Genomic DNA, 17,693 nt, shown 5'->3' with positions numbered 1-17,693 from the left:
TCCAACAGGCGTGGCAGAGGTACTCGAACTCAGTGCGGCCCGCGGTACAGCGGCCCTCAGGCCGCCCCGTGCGGCGCTCCGGCCGCGCATGCCCGGCGGCATGCCGGTGATCGCGCCCATGCCTGCAGCGCGGCCCACCCGCATCCCCAGCCAGCGTGACGGTTCCGACGAGACCGCGGCCGCCGAGCCGGCCGCGGACGCGGCGGCCGCCGGCACCACCGTCGACCACCTCACCGAGACCTACCGCGCGCACTACCGTTCGCTGCTCGGACTCGCCGCGCTGCTCCTCGACGACACCGCCTCCTGCGAGGACGTCGTCCAGGAGGCCTTCATCCGCGTCCACTCGGCGCGCAAACGCGTCCGCGACCCCGAGAAGACCTTGGCCTACCTGCGCCAGACGGTCGTCAACCTGTCCCGCTCCGCCCTGCGCCGCCGCATCCTCGGCCTGAAGCTGCTCTCCAAGCCGATGCCGGACATGGCGAGCGCGGAGGAGGGCGCCTACGACCAGCTCGAGCGGCGCGAACTCATCAAGGCGATGAAGGGCCTGCAGCGCCGCCAGCGCGAGGTCCTGGTGCTGCGCTACTTCGCGGACATGACGGAGGCCCAGGTCGCCGAGACGCTCGGGATATCGCTGGGCTCGGTGAAGGCGTACGGCTCCCGGGGCATCGCCGCCCTGCGGGTGGCCATGGAGACGCCGGTATGAGCGAGCACACCGAGCGCGGCGACGAGGACGTCCCGCACGAGAAGAACGTCGCGCCCGAGAACGTCGCGCCCGAGAACGTCTCGCACGGGACTTCCTCGGGCGAGACCTCCTCGCACGAGACCTCCTCGGGCGAGAACCCGTCGCCCGAGGACCCGTCGGACGTGAACGCCTCGCCCGAGGACCTCTCCGACGAGCCCCATGAAGCCCCCGCCCGGCGCGAGCCGGCGCAGGGGCAGGGGCAAGAGCACCTGAAATCGCACGCTGGGAACAGAACTGTGAACCACGGCCCCGACGAAAAGGGCTCCCAGGCGCCCGGCACGGGCCTCGACGGGCTCGGAGGGCCCGGCTCGGACGAGCTCCTGCGCAGCCTGCTGCATTCGGCGGTCGACGGCCTCGAACCGCGCACCGGCACCCTCGACCACCTGCGCCGGGCGGTGCCGGCCCGCCGCGCCCGCAAGCGCCAGGCCGCCGTCGGCATGGCCGCCGCGGCCCTGTTCATCGGCACCGCCGTCCCCGCCCTCGTGCACGTCTCGAACGCCGGCGGCACCGACCCCAACACCGCCATGGCCGGGCAGTCCTCCGAGGCGCAGGGCGGCGCGAGCCAGGGAAAGGACCCGCAGGCCGGCACCGGCGGCACCGGCGGCTCCCACAGCAGCACCCCAGAGCGGGACAAGGACAAGGGCAAGACCGGTGAGCAGGGCGGCACCGGCGGCGGCAACGGCTCGTCCGGCGGCACCGGTTCGTCCGCGCCCTCGGCCTCGGGCGCCGCGCTGTGCACCGCGGTCCAGCTGGGCTCCGTCACCGGCGGCGCCGACGGCCCCGACTCGACGGGCGTCGTCTACGGCACCTTCCGCGTCACCAACACCTCCGGCACCGCCTGCACCGTGACCGGCGGGGTCGTGGTCAGCGCGGTGGCGCAGGGCGCGGCGGACCCGGCCAAGGTCAGCGCCGTCCGGCATGTGGCCGGGGACGCGGCGGCCGCGCTGCCCGATCCCTCGCTCGAGGTCGCCAAGCTGGTCCTGCAGCCCGGCGGCGCCTACGAGGAGCGGTTCGCCTTCGTGCCCTCCGAGACCTGTCCCGCCGCCGGCGGCGGCACCCCCACCACCGGCGGCACCGACGGCGGCGACCCCTCGCCCGACCCGACGCCCTCGCAGTCCGCGAGCGTCGGCGGCGGCACGGAAACCGGCGGCACGTCGGGCACCACCACCCAGCTCCTCACCGAGGAGGGCACGGCGGACGGCAGCGTCGTCGTCGGCTACACCGGCGAGACGGGATCCCCGTCGGCGTCCGCGACGGTGCCCGACGCGTGCGCGGGCACCGTGTACTACACCGGGGTGCTGGCGGCGTCGTAGCCCTCGCCGGTCGCCGTCCGGACCCCGGACGGCGACCGGACCGGCCGCTACCGCGGGGTGAGGCGGGTCAGACGGCGGTGGGAGCGGAGGGGTTCCCCTGCTCCTCGCCCTCCCGCTCCCGCTCCCCGTCCTGTTCCTGCTCCTGGTCCGGCACCAGACCGAGCGCCGCGTCCCGCTGGAACTCCACCTCGCGGCGCAGCAGCCGGAACCACATGAAGACCACGAAGCCCGCGAAGACGAACCACTCGCCGGTGTAACCGAGGTTCTGGAAGGCCTTCAGATCCAGGCCGGTGCCCTCGGGCGCGGTCGCGGGCACGGCCTTCATCCCCGCGTCCGCCCGGTCGAGGGTGACCCAGGCGTCGTAGAGGCGGTCCGGCACGAGGTTCACTAGCGTGGCCGAGCTGATCGCCGCGGTCTGCCCGGCGGGCAGACCGCCCTGGGCGCCGGCGCCGTTGTCGCCCGGCGTCTCGGAGGCCTGCAGCGCGCCGGTCACGGTGACCTCGCCGGACGGCGCGGCGGGCGCCTTGCCCGCGTCCGCCGCGCCCGGCAGCCAGCCCCGCACCACGGGCAGGGACCGGCCGGCGTCGGTGCGCAGCAGCGTCAGCACGTAGAAGCCGTTTTTGCCGTCCAGCTCCCGCCCGGGCACCAGGAGCTGCCTGCCGTACCGGCCGCTCGCGGTGACCCGCCGTCCCGAGGTGCTCTTGTCGACGGGCAGCATCGTGTCCAGGGGCCGGGCCGTCCCGTGCCCGTCCGACGCGGCCTGCTCGGTCGCGGCGCGGTGGTCCTGCACCCGCCCCTCGAACCGGCTGAGCTGCCAGGACCCCATGAACACGCAGAACGGGATGGCGAGCAGCACGAAGACGTTGATGCCCCACCAGCGGGGAGTCAGCAGAAACCGGTACACGCCCTCAACGGTACGGCTCCGGTGCGGCGGCCCCGCCCCGGGGTCGGCCACGCGCGCGCGCCGACCGACCCGCGCGGGCGTGCCGGTGCGCCCGCCCGGACGTGCGGCCGGACACGCGCCCGTCGCGCGGGCACGGCGGGTGTGATCGGGAAGTTGTCCACAGGCTGGGGGCACCGCCAGCGGACTGCCGGTGGGACCAGGCACTATGGGCGCATGACTGGGGCGAAGAGTGAGAGCAGGACGCCGGACACACCGGACATGCCGGACTGGGAGAAGCGCTTCCGGGCGCCGCGGGTCTCGCTGCCCGACTGGGCCGAGGACGCGCCGGACCGCTCCCTGTTCGTGTCGAACGCGACGGGCACGTACGAGCTGTACGCCTGGGACCGGGCGACGGGCGGGCAGCGGCAGGCCACGGACCGGCCGAACGGCACGACGGACGGCGTGTTGTCCCCGGACGGCGCGTGGATCTGGTGGTTCGACGACAAGGACGGCGACGAGTTCGGCGTCTGGCGCCGCCAGCCGTTCACGGGCGGCGCGGACGAGGCCGCCGTCCCCGGCCTGAAGCCCTCCTATCCGGCCGGCCTGGCCCTGGCCAGGGACGGCCGTACGGCGGTGGTCGGCCGCTCGACCGACGACGAGGGCACGACCATCCACCTCGCCCGCGAGGGCCGGGACCCGGTGGAGATCTACCGCCACCGCGAGTCGGCCGGCGTCGGCGACCTCTCCCACGACGGCGCCCTGATCGCCGTCGAGCACACCGAGCACGGCGACGCGATGCACGCGGCCCTGCGCGTGCTGCGCCCGGACGGCACCACGGTCGCCGAGCTGGACGACACCGAGGGCGGCACCCGGGAACTGGGCCTGGAGGTGCTGGGCTTCGCCCCCGTGGACGGCGACACCCGGCTGCTCATCGGCCACCAGCGCCGGGGCCGCTGGGAGCCGCTGGTGTGGGACGTGGCCACGGGCGCCGAGACGGACCTCGCCCTCGACCTGCCCGGCGACGTGAGCGCCGAGTGGTACCCGGACGGCACCGCACTGCTCGTCGTCCACAGCCACGAGGCCCGCAGCGAGCTGTTCCGCTACGACCTGGCCGCCGGTGAGCTGACCCGCATCCCCACCCCGCCCGGCTCGGTCTCGGGGGCGACGGCCCGGCCCGACGGCAGCGTGGAGTACCTGTGGTCGTCGGCCGCCGAGCCGCCCGCGGTGCGCTCCACCTCCGGCCGCGTCGTCCTGGACCCGCCCGGCATGAAGTGCCCGCCGTCGGTCCCGGTGGAGGACGTCTGGGTGGAGGGCCCCGGCGGCCGCATCCACGCCCTGATCCAGAAGCCGGCGGGCGCGACCGGCCCGCTGCCCACGGTCTTCGACCTGCACGGCGGCCCGACCTGGCACGACAGCGACGCCTTCGCCGCCGGCCCGGCCGCCTGGGTGGACCGGGGCTACGCCGTGGTCCGCGTCAACTACCGGGGCTCCACCGGCTACGGCCGCGCCTGGACGGACGCCCTGAAGCACCGGGTCGGCCTGATCGAGCTGGAGGACGTGGCCGCCGTGCGCGACTGGGCGGTCTCCTCCGGCCTCGCCGACCCGGACCGCCTGGTCCTCACCGGCGGCTCCTGGGGCGGCTACCTCACCCTCCTCGGCCTCGGCACCCAGCCGGAGGCGTGGGCGGTGGGCATCGCGGTAGTGCCGGTCGCGGACTACGTCACCGCGTACCACGACGAGATGGAAGCCCTGAAGGCCATGGACCGCACCCTGCTGGGCGGCACCCCGGAGGAGGTCCCGGACCGCTTCGAGGCGTCGTCCCCGCTGACCTACGTCGACCAGGTCAAGGCCCCGGTGTACATCTCGGCGGGCGTCAACGACCCCCGCTGCCCCATCCGGCAGATCGACAACTACGTCGAGCGCCTGGAGGGCCGCGGCACGGTGCACGAGGTCTACCGCTACGACGCGGGCCACGGCTCCCTGGTCGTCGACGAACGGATCAAGCAGGTGCGTCTGGAACTGGACTTCGCCGACCGCCACCTGAACAACGCCTGATCCCATCCACCGCGGTCCGGGGCGGCCCCACCCGTCCGCCCCGGACACGCACGGGCCCTTCCCGGCCGGCCGAGACGGGTGTGGGTGTGGGTGTGGCGGGCGAGGACAGTGGCCCAGGGGGCGCAGCCCCCCCCCGGGCGCTCACCCCAACTCCGCCAGCCCCCGGCGAGTAGCGGCGACGACGACCCGGTCACCGGCCCCCAGCAGGTGGTCCGCGCCCGCGTCCACCCGCCCCTCGACCGCCAGCACCCGCCACGCCCCGGCCCGGAACGCCGCCCCCACCGTCCGCCCCTCCAGCTCCGGATGCCCGGCCACCGGCACCGAGGCGAACAGCAGCACCCTCCGCTCCACCGGCAGCGCCCCCAGCACCTGCCGCCCCAGCATCGCCCCCGCGAACGCCGGCGCCGCGAGGTGCGACACGCTCCGGCTCCGCGTCGAGGCACGCGGATGCGCGACCCGCAGCGTCCGGTACACCGCCGTGGCGAAGTCGTCGTCGTACAGCCGCAGCACCACCCGCAGATCCGGCCGCACCGACCGCGCGTACAGCACGGCCTCCAGGTTCGTCGTGTCCGCGCTGGTCACCGCGAGCAGCGCGTACGAACGGTGGATCTTGGCGGCCTCCAGCACCCCCTCCTGCGTGACGTCCCCCAGTACCACCGGCACCCGCAGCCGCCGCGCGGTCGCCAGCCCCCGCGCCTCCGGATCGGCCTCGACGCACACCACCGGGATGTCCAGCTCGCGCAGCCTGGTCAGCACCCGGGTACCGATCTTCCCGAGCCCCAGCAGCACCACATGCCCCCCGAGCCCGCGCGGCGGCTTGCGCAGCGCGGACGCGGTCCGGAAGGTGCCGAGCCCCTCCAGCACTGCGGCCAGCAGCACCGGCAGGAGCAGCAACCCGACCAGCCCGGACAGCAGTTGGAGGATCTGCCGCCCGAGCGACTGCCCGATCGCCGGATCGTCGATGGCGAACAGGTCCAGCAGCGTCAGGTAGAAGGCCCGCAACGGGTGGATGTCCGTGACCACCCACAGCGCGACGGCGAGCGCGACCACACACGCCACCAGACCGGCCAGCGACCACCGCAGCCGCCGCGAGAAGAGGGAGGCGAGCGCGGGCACGACCTCGGCGCCGACCCCCGTGCCCGCCCCGGAGCCGCGCCCCGCCGCGTCCGCCCCGGCGCCATCGGCGGCCGACACCTGCTCCAGCACCACGGCGGACCGCCCGCGGGCGAGCCGCACCTCGTCGTCGTCCGGCAGCAGCCGGGGCTCCTGTTCCACGCCGTGCCCGCTCCCGTGAGCCCCCTCGCCCCCGGCGCCTCCGCCCGCACCGCCCGCCCGCGCGGACCCGCCGCCGTTGCCGGACAGCAGCGCCAGGGTGCACAGTCCCCGCTCGGCGAGCCGCCCGTCCCGGCCGGGCGGCTGCTCCACGGCGCGCAGCAGCAGACCCTCGGTCTGCACGACCCTGGTGGTGCCGGCGACGGCGGCCGCCGCCAGTGCGGGCGCGGCGGTGTCGGCGTCGGACAGCACGGTCGTGGACGCCTCCGGCCCGCCGTCCGGTCCCTCGCCGGAGGCCAGGGTCGCCGCCTGGTCGAGCAGTCCCTCGATGTGCTGGCCCAGCCGCCGGTTGTACAGCCGCAGCACGAGCCGCAGACGTGGGTTGAGCCGGCGGGCGGTCAGCGCGGCCCGGATGTTCGTCTCGTCGTCGTCGTACACGAGCGCCAGCGCGGCGGCCCGCTCCACCCCGGCCTCGGCGAGCACCGCCTCGGTGACGTCGAAGGCCTCCAGCACCCGCTCGCCGTCGGCGCGTTGGGCGGTGCCGCCGACGCCGACGCCGCCGACGGACCCCGCCGTCGTACCGCCGCCGCCGTTCCCGGCCCGGCCCACCGCGGCGCTGACCACCCGGTCGAACAGCGCGGCCGAGGCGGCACGCGCCCGCCCGACCACCGGGGGCCGGGCCAGGCGCTCGTTCGGCGGCACCACGAGGGTGACCTGCCCGCCGTGGACGGTGCGCAGTTCGGCGGCCAGCCGGTGCGCGAGACCGTCGTCGCCGCACACCACCATCGGCGCCGCTCCCGCGCCGGCCCCACCTTGATTCGGAACGCTCGCCACGAGGGAGAAGACTGCCCCACCGGCAAGGGTGGTTCCAGCGACCGGATGAACTCGGCTCAGCCGAGGCAGACCACGAGCAGGCACAGCCGCGACGGCGAGGTGGCCGCGGGCGAGGGAGTCGTCGCGGACGTCCCCGAGCCGGTACCGCCGCCGTCGTTCGAGGACACCGAGCCGGCCGGCGCCTGCGCCGCAGACCCGCCGCTCCCGGAGGCGGACCCCGCCCCGGACGCGGACCCGGTCCCCGTGCCGGTCACGGACCCCGCGCCGGACCCGGACCCCGTGCCGGTCCCGGACTTCGTCCCGGACACCGAGCCGGCCGTCTCCTCGACCGCCCGGGTCACCGCCGGAATCGGCGTGGCCGCGGCGTCCGTCCCGCCGGCCGGCGCGGAGGCCGGCGTCCCGGCGACCATGGCGTGCCTGCCCTGCCCGCCGGACGCGGAGCGAGGGGCGTCCGCGGGCGCCGCCTGGGTGTGCGCGGGCCGCGGCGTCCGGTGCCGGCCGCTGGGCGGTGCCGTGTCGGGCCGGGACTCGGCGGAGGTCTGCCGTTCCGCGACGCCCATGGTGTGGCTGTCGGGCGCCGCGGCCGCCTGGGCGCGGTCACCTGACTGCCGGTCCACGGAGGCCAGCGTCAGCCCGCCGCCGACGATCGCGAAGGCGGTCGCGACCGCCGCCCGGCGCTTGTTCTTCTTCCAGCGCGCGAGCTGCCGGCGCCGGGCCGCCCGCCCACGGGACGCGGCGGGAGGGCCGCCCGCCTCACCGGACGGCTGGAACCGCGGCGCCGAGGCCGGCGCGGGCTCCTCGCCGGCCTCGGCCGAGTCGTCGTACCAGTCACCGGTGCCGAAGGCGTCGAACGCGTCGACGGGGTGCGCCTGCGCGGCCGTTGCCGGTGTGCCCGGCGTCGCGCCCGGCGTGCTCACCGCCACCGGCGGAGCGATGTCGGGGGCGTAGGCGCCGCAGCCGGGGCACACCAGGGCGCCGTTGAGATGCCGACAGCAAGAGGAGCAGTAGTCCATTCACGTCTTCCTGGGTCGACGGCGCCTGCGGCCACGGCCGGGGCCTGTTCACGTTCGCACGGGAGACCGAGCGGTCGCACGGGGGACCGGTCGGCCAGCAACGCTAACGAGGCATTCCGCAGACTGTGTGCGGCCTGTGTGGCGCTCCTGCACACATTTCCTGCGGATCCATGACCGGCTCGGGACCGCCGGTCCACACCCCTCCCGCCTCGGGTGACCCACGTCACAGCCGCTGCTGTCACATCTCTCCGGGCCGCTCCGTCAGAGAGGTGTAGCCAACAGCAACCGCCCAGGAGGACGTCATGGACGCTCGCTTGAACCTTTTCGAGAACCCGGTCGCCGGCAAGTTCTTCCGCTACATCAACTCGGCCGGGAAGGTCCTGTCGGACTCGACGCTGCCGCTCGCCACGCAGGAACTGGTGAAGCTGCGCGCCAGCCAGATCAACGGCTGCGGATTCTGCACCGACATGCACAGCAAGGACGCCGCGCACGCGGGGGAGACCGCGGTCCGCCTGAACCTGATCGCCGCCTGGAGGGAGGCCAAGGTCTTCACCGACGCCGAGCGCGCCGCGCTGGAACTGGTCGAGCAGGGCACCCGTATCGCCGACGCGGCCGGCGGCGTCAGCGACGAGGCCTGGGCCGACGCCGCCAAGCACTACGACGAGGAGCAGCTCGGCGCCCTGGTCTGCCTGATCGCCCTGATCAACGCCTACAACCGTCTGAACGTCGTCGTCCAGCAGCCGGCCGGCGACTACGAGCCGGGCATGTTCGGCTGAGGGGCAGGGGCGAAGAGGTCCGCCGGACCCTCGCCGACAAGGGCCCGGCGGCCCCGGGACACGGCCGCCGGCCGGACCCCGGCGGCCCCAGGACGCGGCCGCCGACCGGACCCCGGCGCGGGCGGCCTCGGCGGGGACCGGCCCGGTGTACCTACGATGTACCGCCCACGACGTGTGGGGCGGCGGAGAGGAGACAGGGCGTGACGGCTGACCGGCGGCGTTGCAGGCGCGGGCAGGGCGAGCTGGAGGCGCAGGTCCTGTCGGTGCTGCGGGAGGCGGGCGGACCCGCGACGGCCGGCTGGGTGCAGGAGCGCCTGGGCGGGGACCTCGCCTACACGACGGTGGTCACGATCCTCACCCGGCTGCTGGCCAAGGGCGCGGTCACCAGGGAGCGGGCGGGCCGGTCCTTCGCCTGGACGCCCGTGTCGGACGAGGCGGACCTGGCCGCGCGGAAGATGCGCAAGGTGCTGGACGCAGGGAGCGACCGGCAGGCCGTGCTGGCCAGCTTCGTCACCGGCCTCGGACCGGAGGACGAGCGGCTGCTGCGCGAACTGCTGGGGGAAGACCTGCTGGAGGACGACTGAGGTCTGATGGGGGCCTTCTGATGGGATTCTTCGTCTTCCTGCCGCTGGTGCTGCCGCTGACCGCGTGGCCGGTCGCGCGCCTGGCCGAACAGCACCTGCACCCCCGTTCCGCCACGCGGCTGCTGACCGGTGTCGCGGCGGTGATGGCGGTGTGCAGCACCGTGTGCCTGGGCCTGGTGATGGTGGTCGGCACCGCCCAGCTCCCCGGCAACCCGCTGCCGGACGCCTGGTCCGACCCCGAGGTGCGCGCCGCGGTGCCCTACGACGAGATCGCCGGCAAGGCCGCTATCCCCGCCCTGTGTGCGGTGGTCGGGGCGTGCGGGCGGACCCTGTGGAGCCATGCCCTGACCCGCCGCCGCGCACACCGGGCACTGGCCGGCCTGCCGGGCACCGAGGTGGCCGTGCTCCGCGACGGGACGCCGTACGCGTACGCGCTCCCCGGCCGGCGCGGACGCGGACGTGGACGCGGGCTCGGGCACGGAATGGGCCGCAGGGACCGCGTGGTCGTCACCACGGCCCTGCTGGACCGTCTCCGGCCCGGTGAGCGTCGGGCACTGTTCGCGCACGAGCGCGCCCACCTGGCCGCCCGGCACCACCGCCTCCTGCTGGTCGTCCAACTGGCGGCCCGCGCCAACCCGTTCCTGCGCCCGCTGCGCACGGCGGTGTCGTACACGGCGGAACGGTGGGCGGACGAGGAGGCGGCCCGCGTGGTCGGCAGCCGCCGCACGGTGGCCCGGGCGATCGGCCTGGCCGCCCTGTCCTCGCCCCGCGCCCCGGTCACGACGCTGCCGTGCCTCGCCGCGCCCGGGCCGGTGCCGCGCCGGGTGGCGGCGCTGCTCGCACCGGCCCCGGCGGGGCGCCGCTGGCCGCCGGTGTCCACGTCGGCGGGCCTGGCGGCCTGGGGCGCTGCGGTGGGCACGGCCGTGTCCGCGATGTCGTCGGCGAACTCGGCCGTGACGATGTACCTCATCCTCCAGGCGGCGACGCCCCTTTGAGAGGCGGCCGGAGACCCGCGTCGCCCTCCTGAGGGCTGCTCGGGCCGGCACCGCCCCGGCGAGGGGCCCCGGGCGCACCCGCCCGGGTCCCTCCCGTCAGAGGTCGAACTCGTGCGGGGGCAGGTCCAGCGCGTAGCACGCCTCGCGCACGACGGCCTGCTCGTCCTTGTCGAAGTCGCCGTCGGCGCCGCCGATGACGATGCCGATCTGGATCACCGCCCGGGCCTCGGCGGGCTTCTTCTTCGCCTTGGCGATCTCCTGCATGACGCTGACCTTGCCGAAGGCGAAGTCGGCGGTGAGCTTGTTCAGGTTCTCCTCGAAACGGCGGCGCAGGTCGTCGGCGGGGAAGTTCTGCAGCACCTCGTTGGTGCCGATGAGCTGGGCCACGCGCTGCCGCTCGGAGGGGTCGACGGTTCCGTCGGCAGCCGCGACCAGCGCGCACATGGCCATGCTCGCGTCACGGAAGGCACCGCTCTTGAGGTCGTTCTTCTTCGCCACCAACTGGGTCTGCATCTGAGACGCGGACTCCTTGATGCGGTCCCACAGGGCCATGCCAACCAACTCCACATGCGATAGACGGCGTTGCGGCCACTGGGAAGCGCGACCGCATCTTCTACAGCAACGTAGAAGTTCGCGGCGGGGTTCCCGGGTCGAGCGGTGTTCATCCGGGCGTGCGGCACGGGCCGGCGCGGGCTTGACGGGCGAAGGGCGACGGCCGCCCCCTGGAAGCCAGGAGACGGCCGTGCGAGGGGCCTGGCGGAAGCCGGCGGGTCACTCGGGCGGTCGGTCCTCAGACGCGCCCGAAGAACATGCTGCCGGGGGCCTCCGGGTCGTTGGACAGGAAGTGCTCACGGATCGCGCGGATGAACTCGTAGCGCGAGATGGCGCCGTCCCCGTCCGTGTCCAGCTTGTCGAACGCGTACATCGCGTCCGGCGCGTCGCTCCGCCACACGTCCCGCAGGAAGCGCGCGAACTCGTCCTTGCCGATCTCGTTGTCGCCGTCGACGTCGATGACGTCGAAGATGGCGTGCCCGCCGCCCTCGGTCACGTTGAGGCGGCTGGTGTCGATGACCGCGAGGCGGTTGGCGGTGACGAACTGGTCCTTCGTCAGCCGGTCGCCGTCCACGCCCGCGTGCCGCAGCAGCTCCAGCCAGTAGATCTGGCAGAACGTCTGGAGCGCCCTGGCCCGGCGGTCGTTCTTGTCGAGCCGGTAGGCCTGGATGTAGCGGTCGGCGAGCTTCTGGTAGTCCGTCCAGTCCAGGTACCCGTCGTGGTTGGCGTCCATGGCGTCGAAGTTGCGCTCGAGCTTCGTGGTGATGACGTCCTGCATCGTGGTGGTCATGGGCGACCCTCTCCGTGATTGCGGCTCGCGGACTCGCGACCTCCCAAGAATGGAACAAGGGGTCATGAAACGGTACTTATGACCGCATATGCCACCCGAATGCCGGGCCGGGGCGCCGGAGCACGCAAAGGGCGTGCCGAACCCTTGGCCGACGTCCTACGCTCCTCCTTGATCGATCAGGATTTCGTAGGGGGACCTCCATGCGCACCACCACGCGTCTCGCGCTTCTCGGCGCGGGCGTCTCGCTGCTCACCACCGCCGTCTGCGTCTCCCCGGCCCAGGCGGGGGACGGCGGCAGCGGCGACATCACGATCGACAAGGTCGTCGTCAACGGCGGCAAGCCGGTCGTGGTCGGAACCACCAAGGCCGTGTCCGCCAAGGTCTCCGTCACCGCGTCCGACGACTCGGGCATCGCCGAGACCACGTACATCAGCGCCTTCGGGCCGACCCCGAACTTCGCGCAGATCTGGGCGGACGACGGCGACATCACCTGCGTCAAGACGAACGCCACCACGTCCACCTGCTCGGGCACGCTGACGTTCGACCCGCAGGCGTCGACCGGCTTCGTCGACAACGGCGCGGCGGCCACCTGGAAGCTCGGCACGCTCGTCTCGGCCAACGACCACGACTTCATCCACCGCGACGCGGCCACCACGTTCAAGGTGCAGCGCGCCTCGAAGCTGACGGCCGACGCCTCGCCGGAGCCGGTGAAGAAGGGCCGCGCCATCACGGTCACCGGCAAGCTCTCCCGCGCCAACTGGGAGGACAACCAGTACCACGGCTACGCGAGCCAGCCGGTGAAGCTGCAGTTCCGCAAGAAGGGCAGCAGCACCTACACCACCCTGAAGACCATCAGGACCACCTCCACGGGCAGCCTGAAGACCACGGTCACCGCCTCCGTCGACGGCTACTTCCGCTACAGCTTCGCCGGCACGGCGACCACCCCCGCGGTCAACGCCACCGGCGACTTCGTCGACGTGCGCTAGGACCAGTCCGACAAGCCCCAGCCCGACTCCTCAGCCGTAGGTGCCGGCACACGAGGCGGGCCGGGCGCCGGTGGAACCCCGGCGCCGCCCGGATCACCGGCCGCCGGAGCCTCCTCGGCCGCCGGAGCCTCCTCGGCCGCCGGAGCCTCCTCGGCCGCCGGAGCCTTCTCGGGCGCCCGGTCGGCGCAGCAGCCGGCGCCGGGCGCGCCGGGGTCGGGCGCGCCGGGGTCGGGCGCGCCGGGGTCGGGCGCGCCGGGGTCGGCGCTCCTGCCGAGGGTGTCCGCGTCGGCCTTCACGACGTACACCTCCCACGGCTCCTTGCCGGGGCCGTGGACCCACACCTTGTCCTGGAGGGCGTAGCAGCACGAGGTGTCGTTCTCCTCGAAGGCGGCCAGGCCGGCCTCCTCGAGGCGGGCGGTGGCGGCGCGGACCAGTCCGGTGGACCCGACCTCGACGCCGAGATGGTCGAGGCGGGTCTCCTCGCCGGGCTCGCCCTCGATCAGGACGAGCTTGAGCGGCGGCTCGGCGACGGCGAAGTTGGCGTAGCCCGGGCGCCGCTTGGCCGGTTCGGTGCCGAACAGCTTCGAGTAGAAGGTGATCGACGCCTCCAGGTCGCTGACGCGCAGGGCGAGCTGAACACGGGACATGACGGACCCCCATCGGCTTGTATCGATGCCTTTCGATGCAAGATTGCGTGCTGTATCGAAGACTGTCAACATAGAGGCATGTCGAATCAAGAGCCGGCGGTACTCGGCCGGGGCGACGGCGCCGATGCGTGCTGCCCCGAACTGCTGACCGCTCCCCTGGACGAGGGCCAGGCCGTCGAACTGGCCAAGGTGTTCAAGGCGCTGGGCGACCCCGTGCGGCTGCGCCTGCTGTCGATGATCGCCTCCAGGGCGGGCGGAGAGGTGTGCGTCTGCGACCTGACCCCGGCCTTCGACCTGTCCCAGCCGACGATCTCCCACCACCTGAAACTGCTGCGGCAGGCCGGCCTGATCGACTCCGAGCGGCGCGGCACATGGGTCTACTACCGGCTGGTCCCGGAGATGACCGACCGCCTCGCGGGCATCCTGAGCCGCCCCGCGGGCCGGCCCCTCCCCGGCCGCACCGCACCGGCCGGAGCCGCCTCGTGAGCGCAGCCGCCCCCGGGTCGAACGTGGCGGCCCGGCTGTCCTTCACCGACCGCTACCTCGCCGTATGGATCCTCGCCGCCATGGCCGCCGGGCTCGGCCTGGGCCGCCTGGTCCCGGGCCTCGGAGACGCACTCGCCCGGGTGACCGTGGCCGGGGTGTCCCTGCCGATCGCCCTCGGCCTGCTGGTGATGATGTACCCGGTGCTGGCCAAGGTCCGTTACGACCGCCTCGGCACCGTCACCCGCGACCGCCGCCTGCTGCTGCCGTCGCTGCTGCTCAACTGGATCGCCGGCCCGGCGCTCATGTTCGCCCTGGCCTGGCTGTTCCTGCCGGACCTGCCCGCCTACCGCACCGGCCTGATCATCGTGGGCCTCGCCCGCTGCATCGCCATGGTCATCATCTGGAACGACCTCGCCTGCGGCCACCGCGAGGCCGCCGCCGTCCTGGTCGCCCTGAACTCCGTCTTCCAGGTGGTCGCGTTCTCCGCGCTGGGCTGGTTCTACCTGTCCCTCCTGCCCGGCTGGCTCGGCCTGGAGCAGACCGGCCTGGATGTGCCGGTGTGGGAGATCGCCCGCAGCGTGCTCGTCTTCCTGGGCATCCCCCTCGCGGCCGGCTACCTCACCCGCCGCGTGGGCGAACGCGCGAAGGGCCGCGCCTGGTACGAGACCAGGCTGCTCCCGCGCATCGGCCCCTTCGCCCTGTACGGGCTGCTGTTCACGATCGTCGTCCTCTTCGCCCTGCAGGGTGACGCGATCACCTCACGACCCCTCGACGTCGCCCGGATCGCACTGCCGCTGCTGGTCTACTTCGCCGTCATGTGGACCGGCTCGATGGCCCTGGGCCGCGCCGTCGGCCTGGACCACCCGCGCGCCACGACGCTGGCCTTCACCGCCGCGGGCAACAACTTCGAGCTGGCCATCGCGGTCGCCATCGCCACCTTCGGCGCCTCGTCCGGCCAGGCACTCGCCGGGGTCGTCGGCCCCCTCATCGAAGTACCCGTGCTGATCGGCCTCGTGTACGTCGCCCTGTACGCCCGCCGCCACTTCACCGATCCGGCCGCATCCGCACCGGCCCTTGCCCCCGCCCCCGAGGAAGACCCCGCACATGCCTGACACCACAGCCCCGTCCGTGCTGTTCGTCTGCGTCCACAACGCCGGCCGCTCCCAGATGGCCGCCGCCTTCCTCACCCACCTCGCGGGCGACCGCGTCCAGGTCCGCTCCGCCGGTTCGGCCCCCGCCGACAGCGTCAACCCGGCCGTCGTGGCAGCCATGTCGGAGGCGGGCATCGACATCACCGCGGAGGTGCCCAAGGTGCTCACGGCCGAAGCGGTCCAGGCGTCCGACGTCGTGATCACCATGGGCTGCGGCGACACCTGCCCGGTCTTCCCCGGCAAGCGCTACCTCGACTGGCAGCTCCCCGACCCGGCCGGCCAGGGCGTCGACGCCGTACGCCCCATCCGCGACGACATCGAGCAGCGCGTCCGGGCCCTCGTCGACGAGATCGCCCCGGCGGCAGCCTGACAGGGCGTCCCGACCGAGGCTCCGGCCGGCCCGCTCAGTCCTGGAGCGCCTGGCCGCTCACCCGGTGATCCGCCTGACCGAGGGCCTCCCGGACGCTTGCCGTCCGGGGGCGGAGATGCGCATCAGGCGCAGTTGGCAAGGGTTCGCGAGCAGGCATGTCCACAGGGTGCGACCTGGCGTCGGGATCGCTGGGGGTCCACGGAGTCGGTCAACCAGTCGACAAGAGCGGATGACGCAGCTCAACGCCCCGTCGCCCACCCGGACGACGGGCGCCGCCACGTTCACCGCTTCGGCGGAATCCGAATGCGGATCGCGGCTGACATGACAGGGCACTTACCTGGGCCGGGGCGCGATCAGCGCCGCTGTTTCCCGGGCGTTCAGGGCGGTGTGCGACCGAAGGGAGCCGAGGTCTATTGTCCAGGCATGGTTTTCGCCTTGCCAGAGGGTCTTCCCCCGGGGCGGTTCGTCTCCTCGGGGTCGGTGTGTGTCTGGATTGCGGACGAACCGCCGTCCGACGTCGATGGCGTGTGGCGACGCCTGCTGCACGGGCAGGAAGACACCGGGCTGGTGCCGCTGCTCGGCGGCCCGTTCCTGGGCCGTCCGACGGGCCTGGCCGAGATATCCGCTGTCCGTCTGGAGAACGTACTGGCCTCGGACTTCGCCGAGTACCGGCGCCGCCGTCTGTCCTGGTGGACGAATCCGCAGCCGGTGCCGGTGCCGGAGGGCATCGCGCCGTGGCCGCACGATCCGGGCCCACCCTTCGAGACATGGCCGGGTCTGGCACCGGCGACGCCGGTCACGGATGCCGATCCCTCGGCGGCGGACGCTGCGGCGCGGACGATCGGTCACCTCATGGCTGCAAACCCGTACGGGCTGAACGGGTGCCGCCTCGTGCTGGTCCCTGCACAGCGCAGCGCCGACGTCCCGGCGCTTCTCGGCTGGAATGCGGACGCTCCGCTGCCGCTGGTGTGCGCGCTGCTGCGCAGCTGGGAGGAGCGGTTCGGCGCCCGGGTGGTGGGAATGGGAGGCGAGTTGTTCGTCTCTGTCGCCCGCCCGCCGCAGACCGCGGCGCACGCCGAGCTTCTTGCCCTGGAGCACGTCCTGTCGACCGCCGACAACATCGTCGATGATCCGCCGACACCCTTCCCCGACTACGCGAAAAGCTTGCCGCTGCGGACGCACTGGTCGTTCTGGTGGGACTGACTCGCCGGCGTCAACTGATCGTCGGCACGCTGCTGTAGTGCGGCGGCCCAGCATGTCGGCCGATGCGATCCCCGGCTCCTCCAGGGTTGAGCGGCCGATGATCAGCCCACAACCGAAACGACGTCTTTTCGCGCTCGTCCACCTTGTTGCCGTCACCACTGCCGTCGAGCCGCTACGTCGATCGACCGCGACGTCCGATCCCAGCGTGACGTCTGCTTCCCGCCAGCGGCGGCTCCGCATCTGCGATGTCCTTGAAGTCGCAACGACGCGACATCGAGGGAGATCTGATGAACAGCCAAAATCCGCTCGGCGGCAAGGTCGCTCTGGTCACCGGTGGGAGCCGGGGGATCGGGGCGGCGACGGCGCTCCGGTTAGCCCAGGAGGGCGCTGACGTAGCGATCACGTATGTGCAGGACCGGGAAGCGGCGCGCGACGTGGTGCAGAAGATCGAGTCCACCGGGCGCCGTGGGCTGGCCGTGCAGGCCGATGCGGCGGACGTCTCAGCGGTGGTGCGTGCCGTGGCGACCGCCGCCGATCGGTTCGGCCGACTGGACGTCCTTGTCAACAACGCCGGAGTGGGCGTCCTCGGCCCGATCGACGGTCTCACCATGGCCGACGTCGACCGGGTCCTGGCCGTCAACGTGCGAGGCGTCTTCGCTGCGTCCCAGGCTGCGGCCGCACGTCTGGAGAACGGCGGCAGAATCATCTCGCTCGGTACCGCCCTCTCGCGGTATGCCGGAGCTCCTGGCGGCACGCTGTACGCCATGAGCAAGTCCGCCCTGATCGGCTTGACCAAGGCGCTGGCGCGGGAGCTCGGTCCCCGAGGGGTGACCGTGAACCTGATCCAGGCCGGCCCCGTCGACACGGACATGAACCCCGCGGACGGCCCGTTCGCCGAACCACAGCGGGCGACGACCGCCCTCGGCCGCTTCGGTTCCGCCGACGAGATCGCCTCGCTCATCGCATACCTCGCCGGTGAAGAGGCCGGCTACATCACCGGCACCGAACTGAACGCCGACGGTGGTCACGCGGCCTGACCCC

Annotated in this window: 17 protein-coding genes and 1 pseudogene; 12 read left to right on the top strand and 6 right to left on the bottom strand. The window is 73.5% G+C overall.

Annotated elements, in window-relative coordinates; translation table 11 throughout:
- Positions 1-10 precede the first annotated feature (10 nt).
- Together TNCT1_RS07745 and TNCT1_RS07740 are read left to right on the top strand one after the other, a co-directional pair.
- Positions 11-703 carry a SigE family RNA polymerase sigma factor gene (locus TNCT1_RS07745; RefSeq protein WP_143629768.1) on the top strand — a complete coding sequence of 231 codons (693 nt, stop codon included), beginning with the start codon at positions 11-13 and terminating at the stop codon, positions 701-703.
- Positions 700-2,055 (top strand): hypothetical protein, encoded by a 1,356-nt coding sequence (locus TNCT1_RS07740; RefSeq protein ID WP_235902413.1) that lies wholly within the window; start codon positions 700-702, stop codon positions 2,053-2,055. Before TNCT1_RS07745 ends, TNCT1_RS07740 begins: the two co-directional genes overlap by 4 nt.
- A gap of 67 nt (positions 2,056-2,122) precedes the next feature.
- Here TNCT1_RS07740 and TNCT1_RS07735 read toward each other — a convergent pair whose 3' ends face one another.
- Positions 2,123-2,959, bottom strand: coding sequence for an SURF1 family protein (locus TNCT1_RS07735; protein ID WP_143629766.1), 837 nt, complete (start codon positions 2,957-2,959; stop codon positions 2,123-2,125).
- Positions 2,960-3,172: 213 nt separating this feature from the next.
- Between TNCT1_RS07735 and TNCT1_RS07730 the strand changes: the two genes are divergently transcribed.
- Entirely contained in the window at positions 3,173-4,993 is a 1,821-nt protein-coding gene (locus TNCT1_RS07730; protein ID WP_143629764.1) for a prolyl oligopeptidase family serine peptidase, read from the top strand.
- A 141-nt stretch (positions 4,994-5,134) separates the two neighbouring features.
- On the opposite strand, the gene TNCT1_RS07725 is transcribed toward TNCT1_RS07730, so the two are convergent.
- Both TNCT1_RS07725 and TNCT1_RS07720 read right to left on the bottom strand, forming a co-directional pair.
- Positions 5,135-7,051 carry an NAD-binding protein gene (locus tag TNCT1_RS07725; RefSeq protein ID WP_143629762.1) on the bottom strand — a complete coding sequence of 639 codons (1,917 nt, stop codon included), beginning with the start codon at positions 7,049-7,051 and terminating at the stop codon, positions 5,135-5,137.
- A 104-nt stretch (positions 7,052-7,155) separates the two neighbouring features.
- On the bottom strand, positions 7,156-8,112 hold the full coding sequence (locus TNCT1_RS07720) for a hypothetical protein (protein ID WP_143629760.1): 957 nt from the start codon (positions 8,110-8,112) through the stop codon (positions 7,156-7,158).
- Between the two features lie 302 nt (positions 8,113-8,414).
- On the opposite strand from TNCT1_RS07720, the gene TNCT1_RS07715 reads away from it, so the two are divergent.
- The 3 genes from TNCT1_RS07715 (at position 8,415) to TNCT1_RS07705 (ending at position 10,467) form a co-directional block, all read left to right on the top strand.
- The gene (locus TNCT1_RS07715) at positions 8,415-8,888 is read left to right on the top strand and encodes a carboxymuconolactone decarboxylase family protein (protein WP_143629758.1); all 474 of its coding nucleotides are present in this window, start codon (positions 8,415-8,417) and stop codon (positions 8,886-8,888) included.
- A 200-nt stretch (positions 8,889-9,088) separates the two neighbouring features.
- Positions 9,089-9,472 (top strand): BlaI/MecI/CopY family transcriptional regulator, encoded by a 384-nt coding sequence (locus tag TNCT1_RS07710; protein WP_143629756.1) that lies wholly within the window; start codon positions 9,089-9,091, stop codon positions 9,470-9,472.
- A 20-nt stretch (positions 9,473-9,492) separates the two neighbouring features.
- Positions 9,493-10,467, top strand: a complete 975-nt coding sequence (locus tag TNCT1_RS07705; RefSeq protein WP_143629753.1) for a M56 family metallopeptidase — start codon at positions 9,493-9,495, stop codon at positions 10,465-10,467.
- Between the two features lie 96 nt (positions 10,468-10,563).
- Here TNCT1_RS07705 and TNCT1_RS07700 read toward each other — a convergent pair whose 3' ends face one another.
- Entirely contained in the window at positions 10,564-11,019 is a 456-nt protein-coding gene (locus TNCT1_RS07700) for a tellurite resistance TerB family protein (protein ID WP_143629752.1), read from the bottom strand.
- 238 nt (positions 11,020-11,257) lie between these two features.
- On the bottom strand, positions 11,258-11,809 hold the full coding sequence (locus tag TNCT1_RS07695) for an EF-hand domain-containing protein (protein WP_143629750.1): 552 nt from the start codon (positions 11,807-11,809) through the stop codon (positions 11,258-11,260).
- Between the two features lie 200 nt (positions 11,810-12,009).
- Between TNCT1_RS07695 and TNCT1_RS07690 the strand changes: the two genes are divergently transcribed.
- Complete coding sequence (locus tag TNCT1_RS07690) at positions 12,010-12,795, top strand: calcium-binding protein (protein WP_143629748.1); 786 nt, start codon at positions 12,010-12,012, stop codon at positions 12,793-12,795.
- A 152-nt stretch (positions 12,796-12,947) separates the two neighbouring features.
- On the opposite strand, the pseudogene TNCT1_RS36175 reads toward TNCT1_RS07690, so the two are convergent.
- A pseudogene (locus TNCT1_RS36175) lies at positions 12,948-13,442 on the bottom strand (ArsI/CadI family heavy metal resistance metalloenzyme); the annotation flags it as partial.
- 78 nt (positions 13,443-13,520) lie between these two features.
- Between TNCT1_RS36175 and TNCT1_RS07680 the strand changes: the two are divergent.
- The 5 genes from TNCT1_RS07680 to TNCT1_RS07660 all read left to right on the top strand — a co-directional run bounded on the left by TNCT1_RS07680 (position 13,521) and on the right by TNCT1_RS07660 (position 17,689).
- The gene (locus TNCT1_RS07680) at positions 13,521-13,928 is read left to right on the top strand and encodes a helix-turn-helix transcriptional regulator (protein ID WP_143629746.1); all 408 of its coding nucleotides are present in this window, start codon (positions 13,521-13,523) and stop codon (positions 13,926-13,928) included.
- A 23-nt stretch (positions 13,929-13,951) separates the two neighbouring features.
- On the top strand, positions 13,952-15,040 hold the full coding sequence (gene arsB, locus TNCT1_RS07675) for an ACR3 family arsenite efflux transporter (RefSeq protein WP_143630428.1): 1,089 nt from the start codon (positions 13,952-13,954) through the stop codon (positions 15,038-15,040).
- Complete coding sequence (locus TNCT1_RS07670; RefSeq protein WP_143629744.1) at positions 15,033-15,449, top strand: arsenate reductase ArsC; 417 nt, start codon at positions 15,033-15,035, stop codon at positions 15,447-15,449. Before arsB ends, TNCT1_RS07670 begins: the two co-directional genes overlap by 8 nt.
- 423 nt (positions 15,450-15,872) lie before the next feature.
- Complete coding sequence (locus tag TNCT1_RS07665) at positions 15,873-16,652, top strand: DUF4253 domain-containing protein (RefSeq protein ID WP_143629741.1); 780 nt, start codon at positions 15,873-15,875, stop codon at positions 16,650-16,652.
- A gap of 287 nt (positions 16,653-16,939) precedes the next feature.
- Positions 16,940-17,689, top strand: coding sequence for an SDR family oxidoreductase (locus TNCT1_RS07660; RefSeq protein ID WP_143629739.1), 750 nt, complete (start codon positions 16,940-16,942; stop codon positions 17,687-17,689).
- The last annotated feature ends 4 nt before the right edge of the window (positions 17,690-17,693 follow it).

The sequence above is a fragment of the Streptomyces sp. 1-11 genome (assembly GCF_007176755.1).
Taxonomy (GTDB): Bacteria; Actinomycetota; Actinomycetes; order Streptomycetales; family Streptomycetaceae; genus Streptomyces.
The sequence above is the reverse complement of the archived record's forward strand: the minus strand, read 5'-3'. Positions and strand labels throughout refer to the sequence as shown.

What these genes read in the sequence shown, in the direction of transcription:
- TNCT1_RS07720 (WP_143629760.1), bottom strand. Translation starts at nt 8,112, where the DNA reads ATGGACTACTGCTCCTCTTGCTGTCGGCATCTCAACGGCGCCCTGGTG.
- TNCT1_RS07665 (WP_143629741.1), top strand. Translation starts at nt 15,873, where the DNA reads ATGGTTTTCGCCTTGCCAGAGGGTCTTCCCCCGGGGCGGTTCGTCTCC.
- TNCT1_RS07740 (WP_235902413.1), top strand. Translation starts at nt 700, where the DNA reads ATGAGCGAGCACACCGAGCGCGGCGACGAGGACGTCCCGCACGAGAAG.
- TNCT1_RS07705 (WP_143629753.1), top strand. Translation starts at nt 9,493, where the DNA reads ATGGGATTCTTCGTCTTCCTGCCGCTGGTGCTGCCGCTGACCGCGTGG.
- TNCT1_RS07730 (WP_143629764.1), top strand. Translation starts at nt 3,173, where the DNA reads ATGACTGGGGCGAAGAGTGAGAGCAGGACGCCGGACACACCGGACATG.
- TNCT1_RS07695 (WP_143629750.1), bottom strand. Translation starts at nt 11,809, where the DNA reads ATGACCACCACGATGCAGGACGTCATCACCACGAAGCTCGAGCGCAAC.
- TNCT1_RS07670 (WP_143629744.1), top strand. Translation starts at nt 15,033, where the DNA reads ATGCCTGACACCACAGCCCCGTCCGTGCTGTTCGTCTGCGTCCACAAC.
- TNCT1_RS07725 (WP_143629762.1), bottom strand. Translation starts at nt 7,051, where the DNA reads ATGGTGGTGTGCGGCGACGACGGTCTCGCGCACCGGCTGGCCGCCGAA.
- TNCT1_RS07690 (WP_143629748.1), top strand. Translation starts at nt 12,010, where the DNA reads ATGCGCACCACCACGCGTCTCGCGCTTCTCGGCGCGGGCGTCTCGCTG.
- TNCT1_RS07700 (WP_143629752.1), bottom strand. Translation starts at nt 11,019, where the DNA reads ATGGCCCTGTGGGACCGCATCAAGGAGTCCGCGTCTCAGATGCAGACC.
- TNCT1_RS07715 (WP_143629758.1), top strand. Translation starts at nt 8,415, where the DNA reads ATGGACGCTCGCTTGAACCTTTTCGAGAACCCGGTCGCCGGCAAGTTC.
- TNCT1_RS07680 (WP_143629746.1), top strand. Translation starts at nt 13,521, where the DNA reads ATGTCGAATCAAGAGCCGGCGGTACTCGGCCGGGGCGACGGCGCCGAT.
- TNCT1_RS07660 (WP_143629739.1), top strand. Translation starts at nt 16,940, where the DNA reads ATGAACAGCCAAAATCCGCTCGGCGGCAAGGTCGCTCTGGTCACCGGT.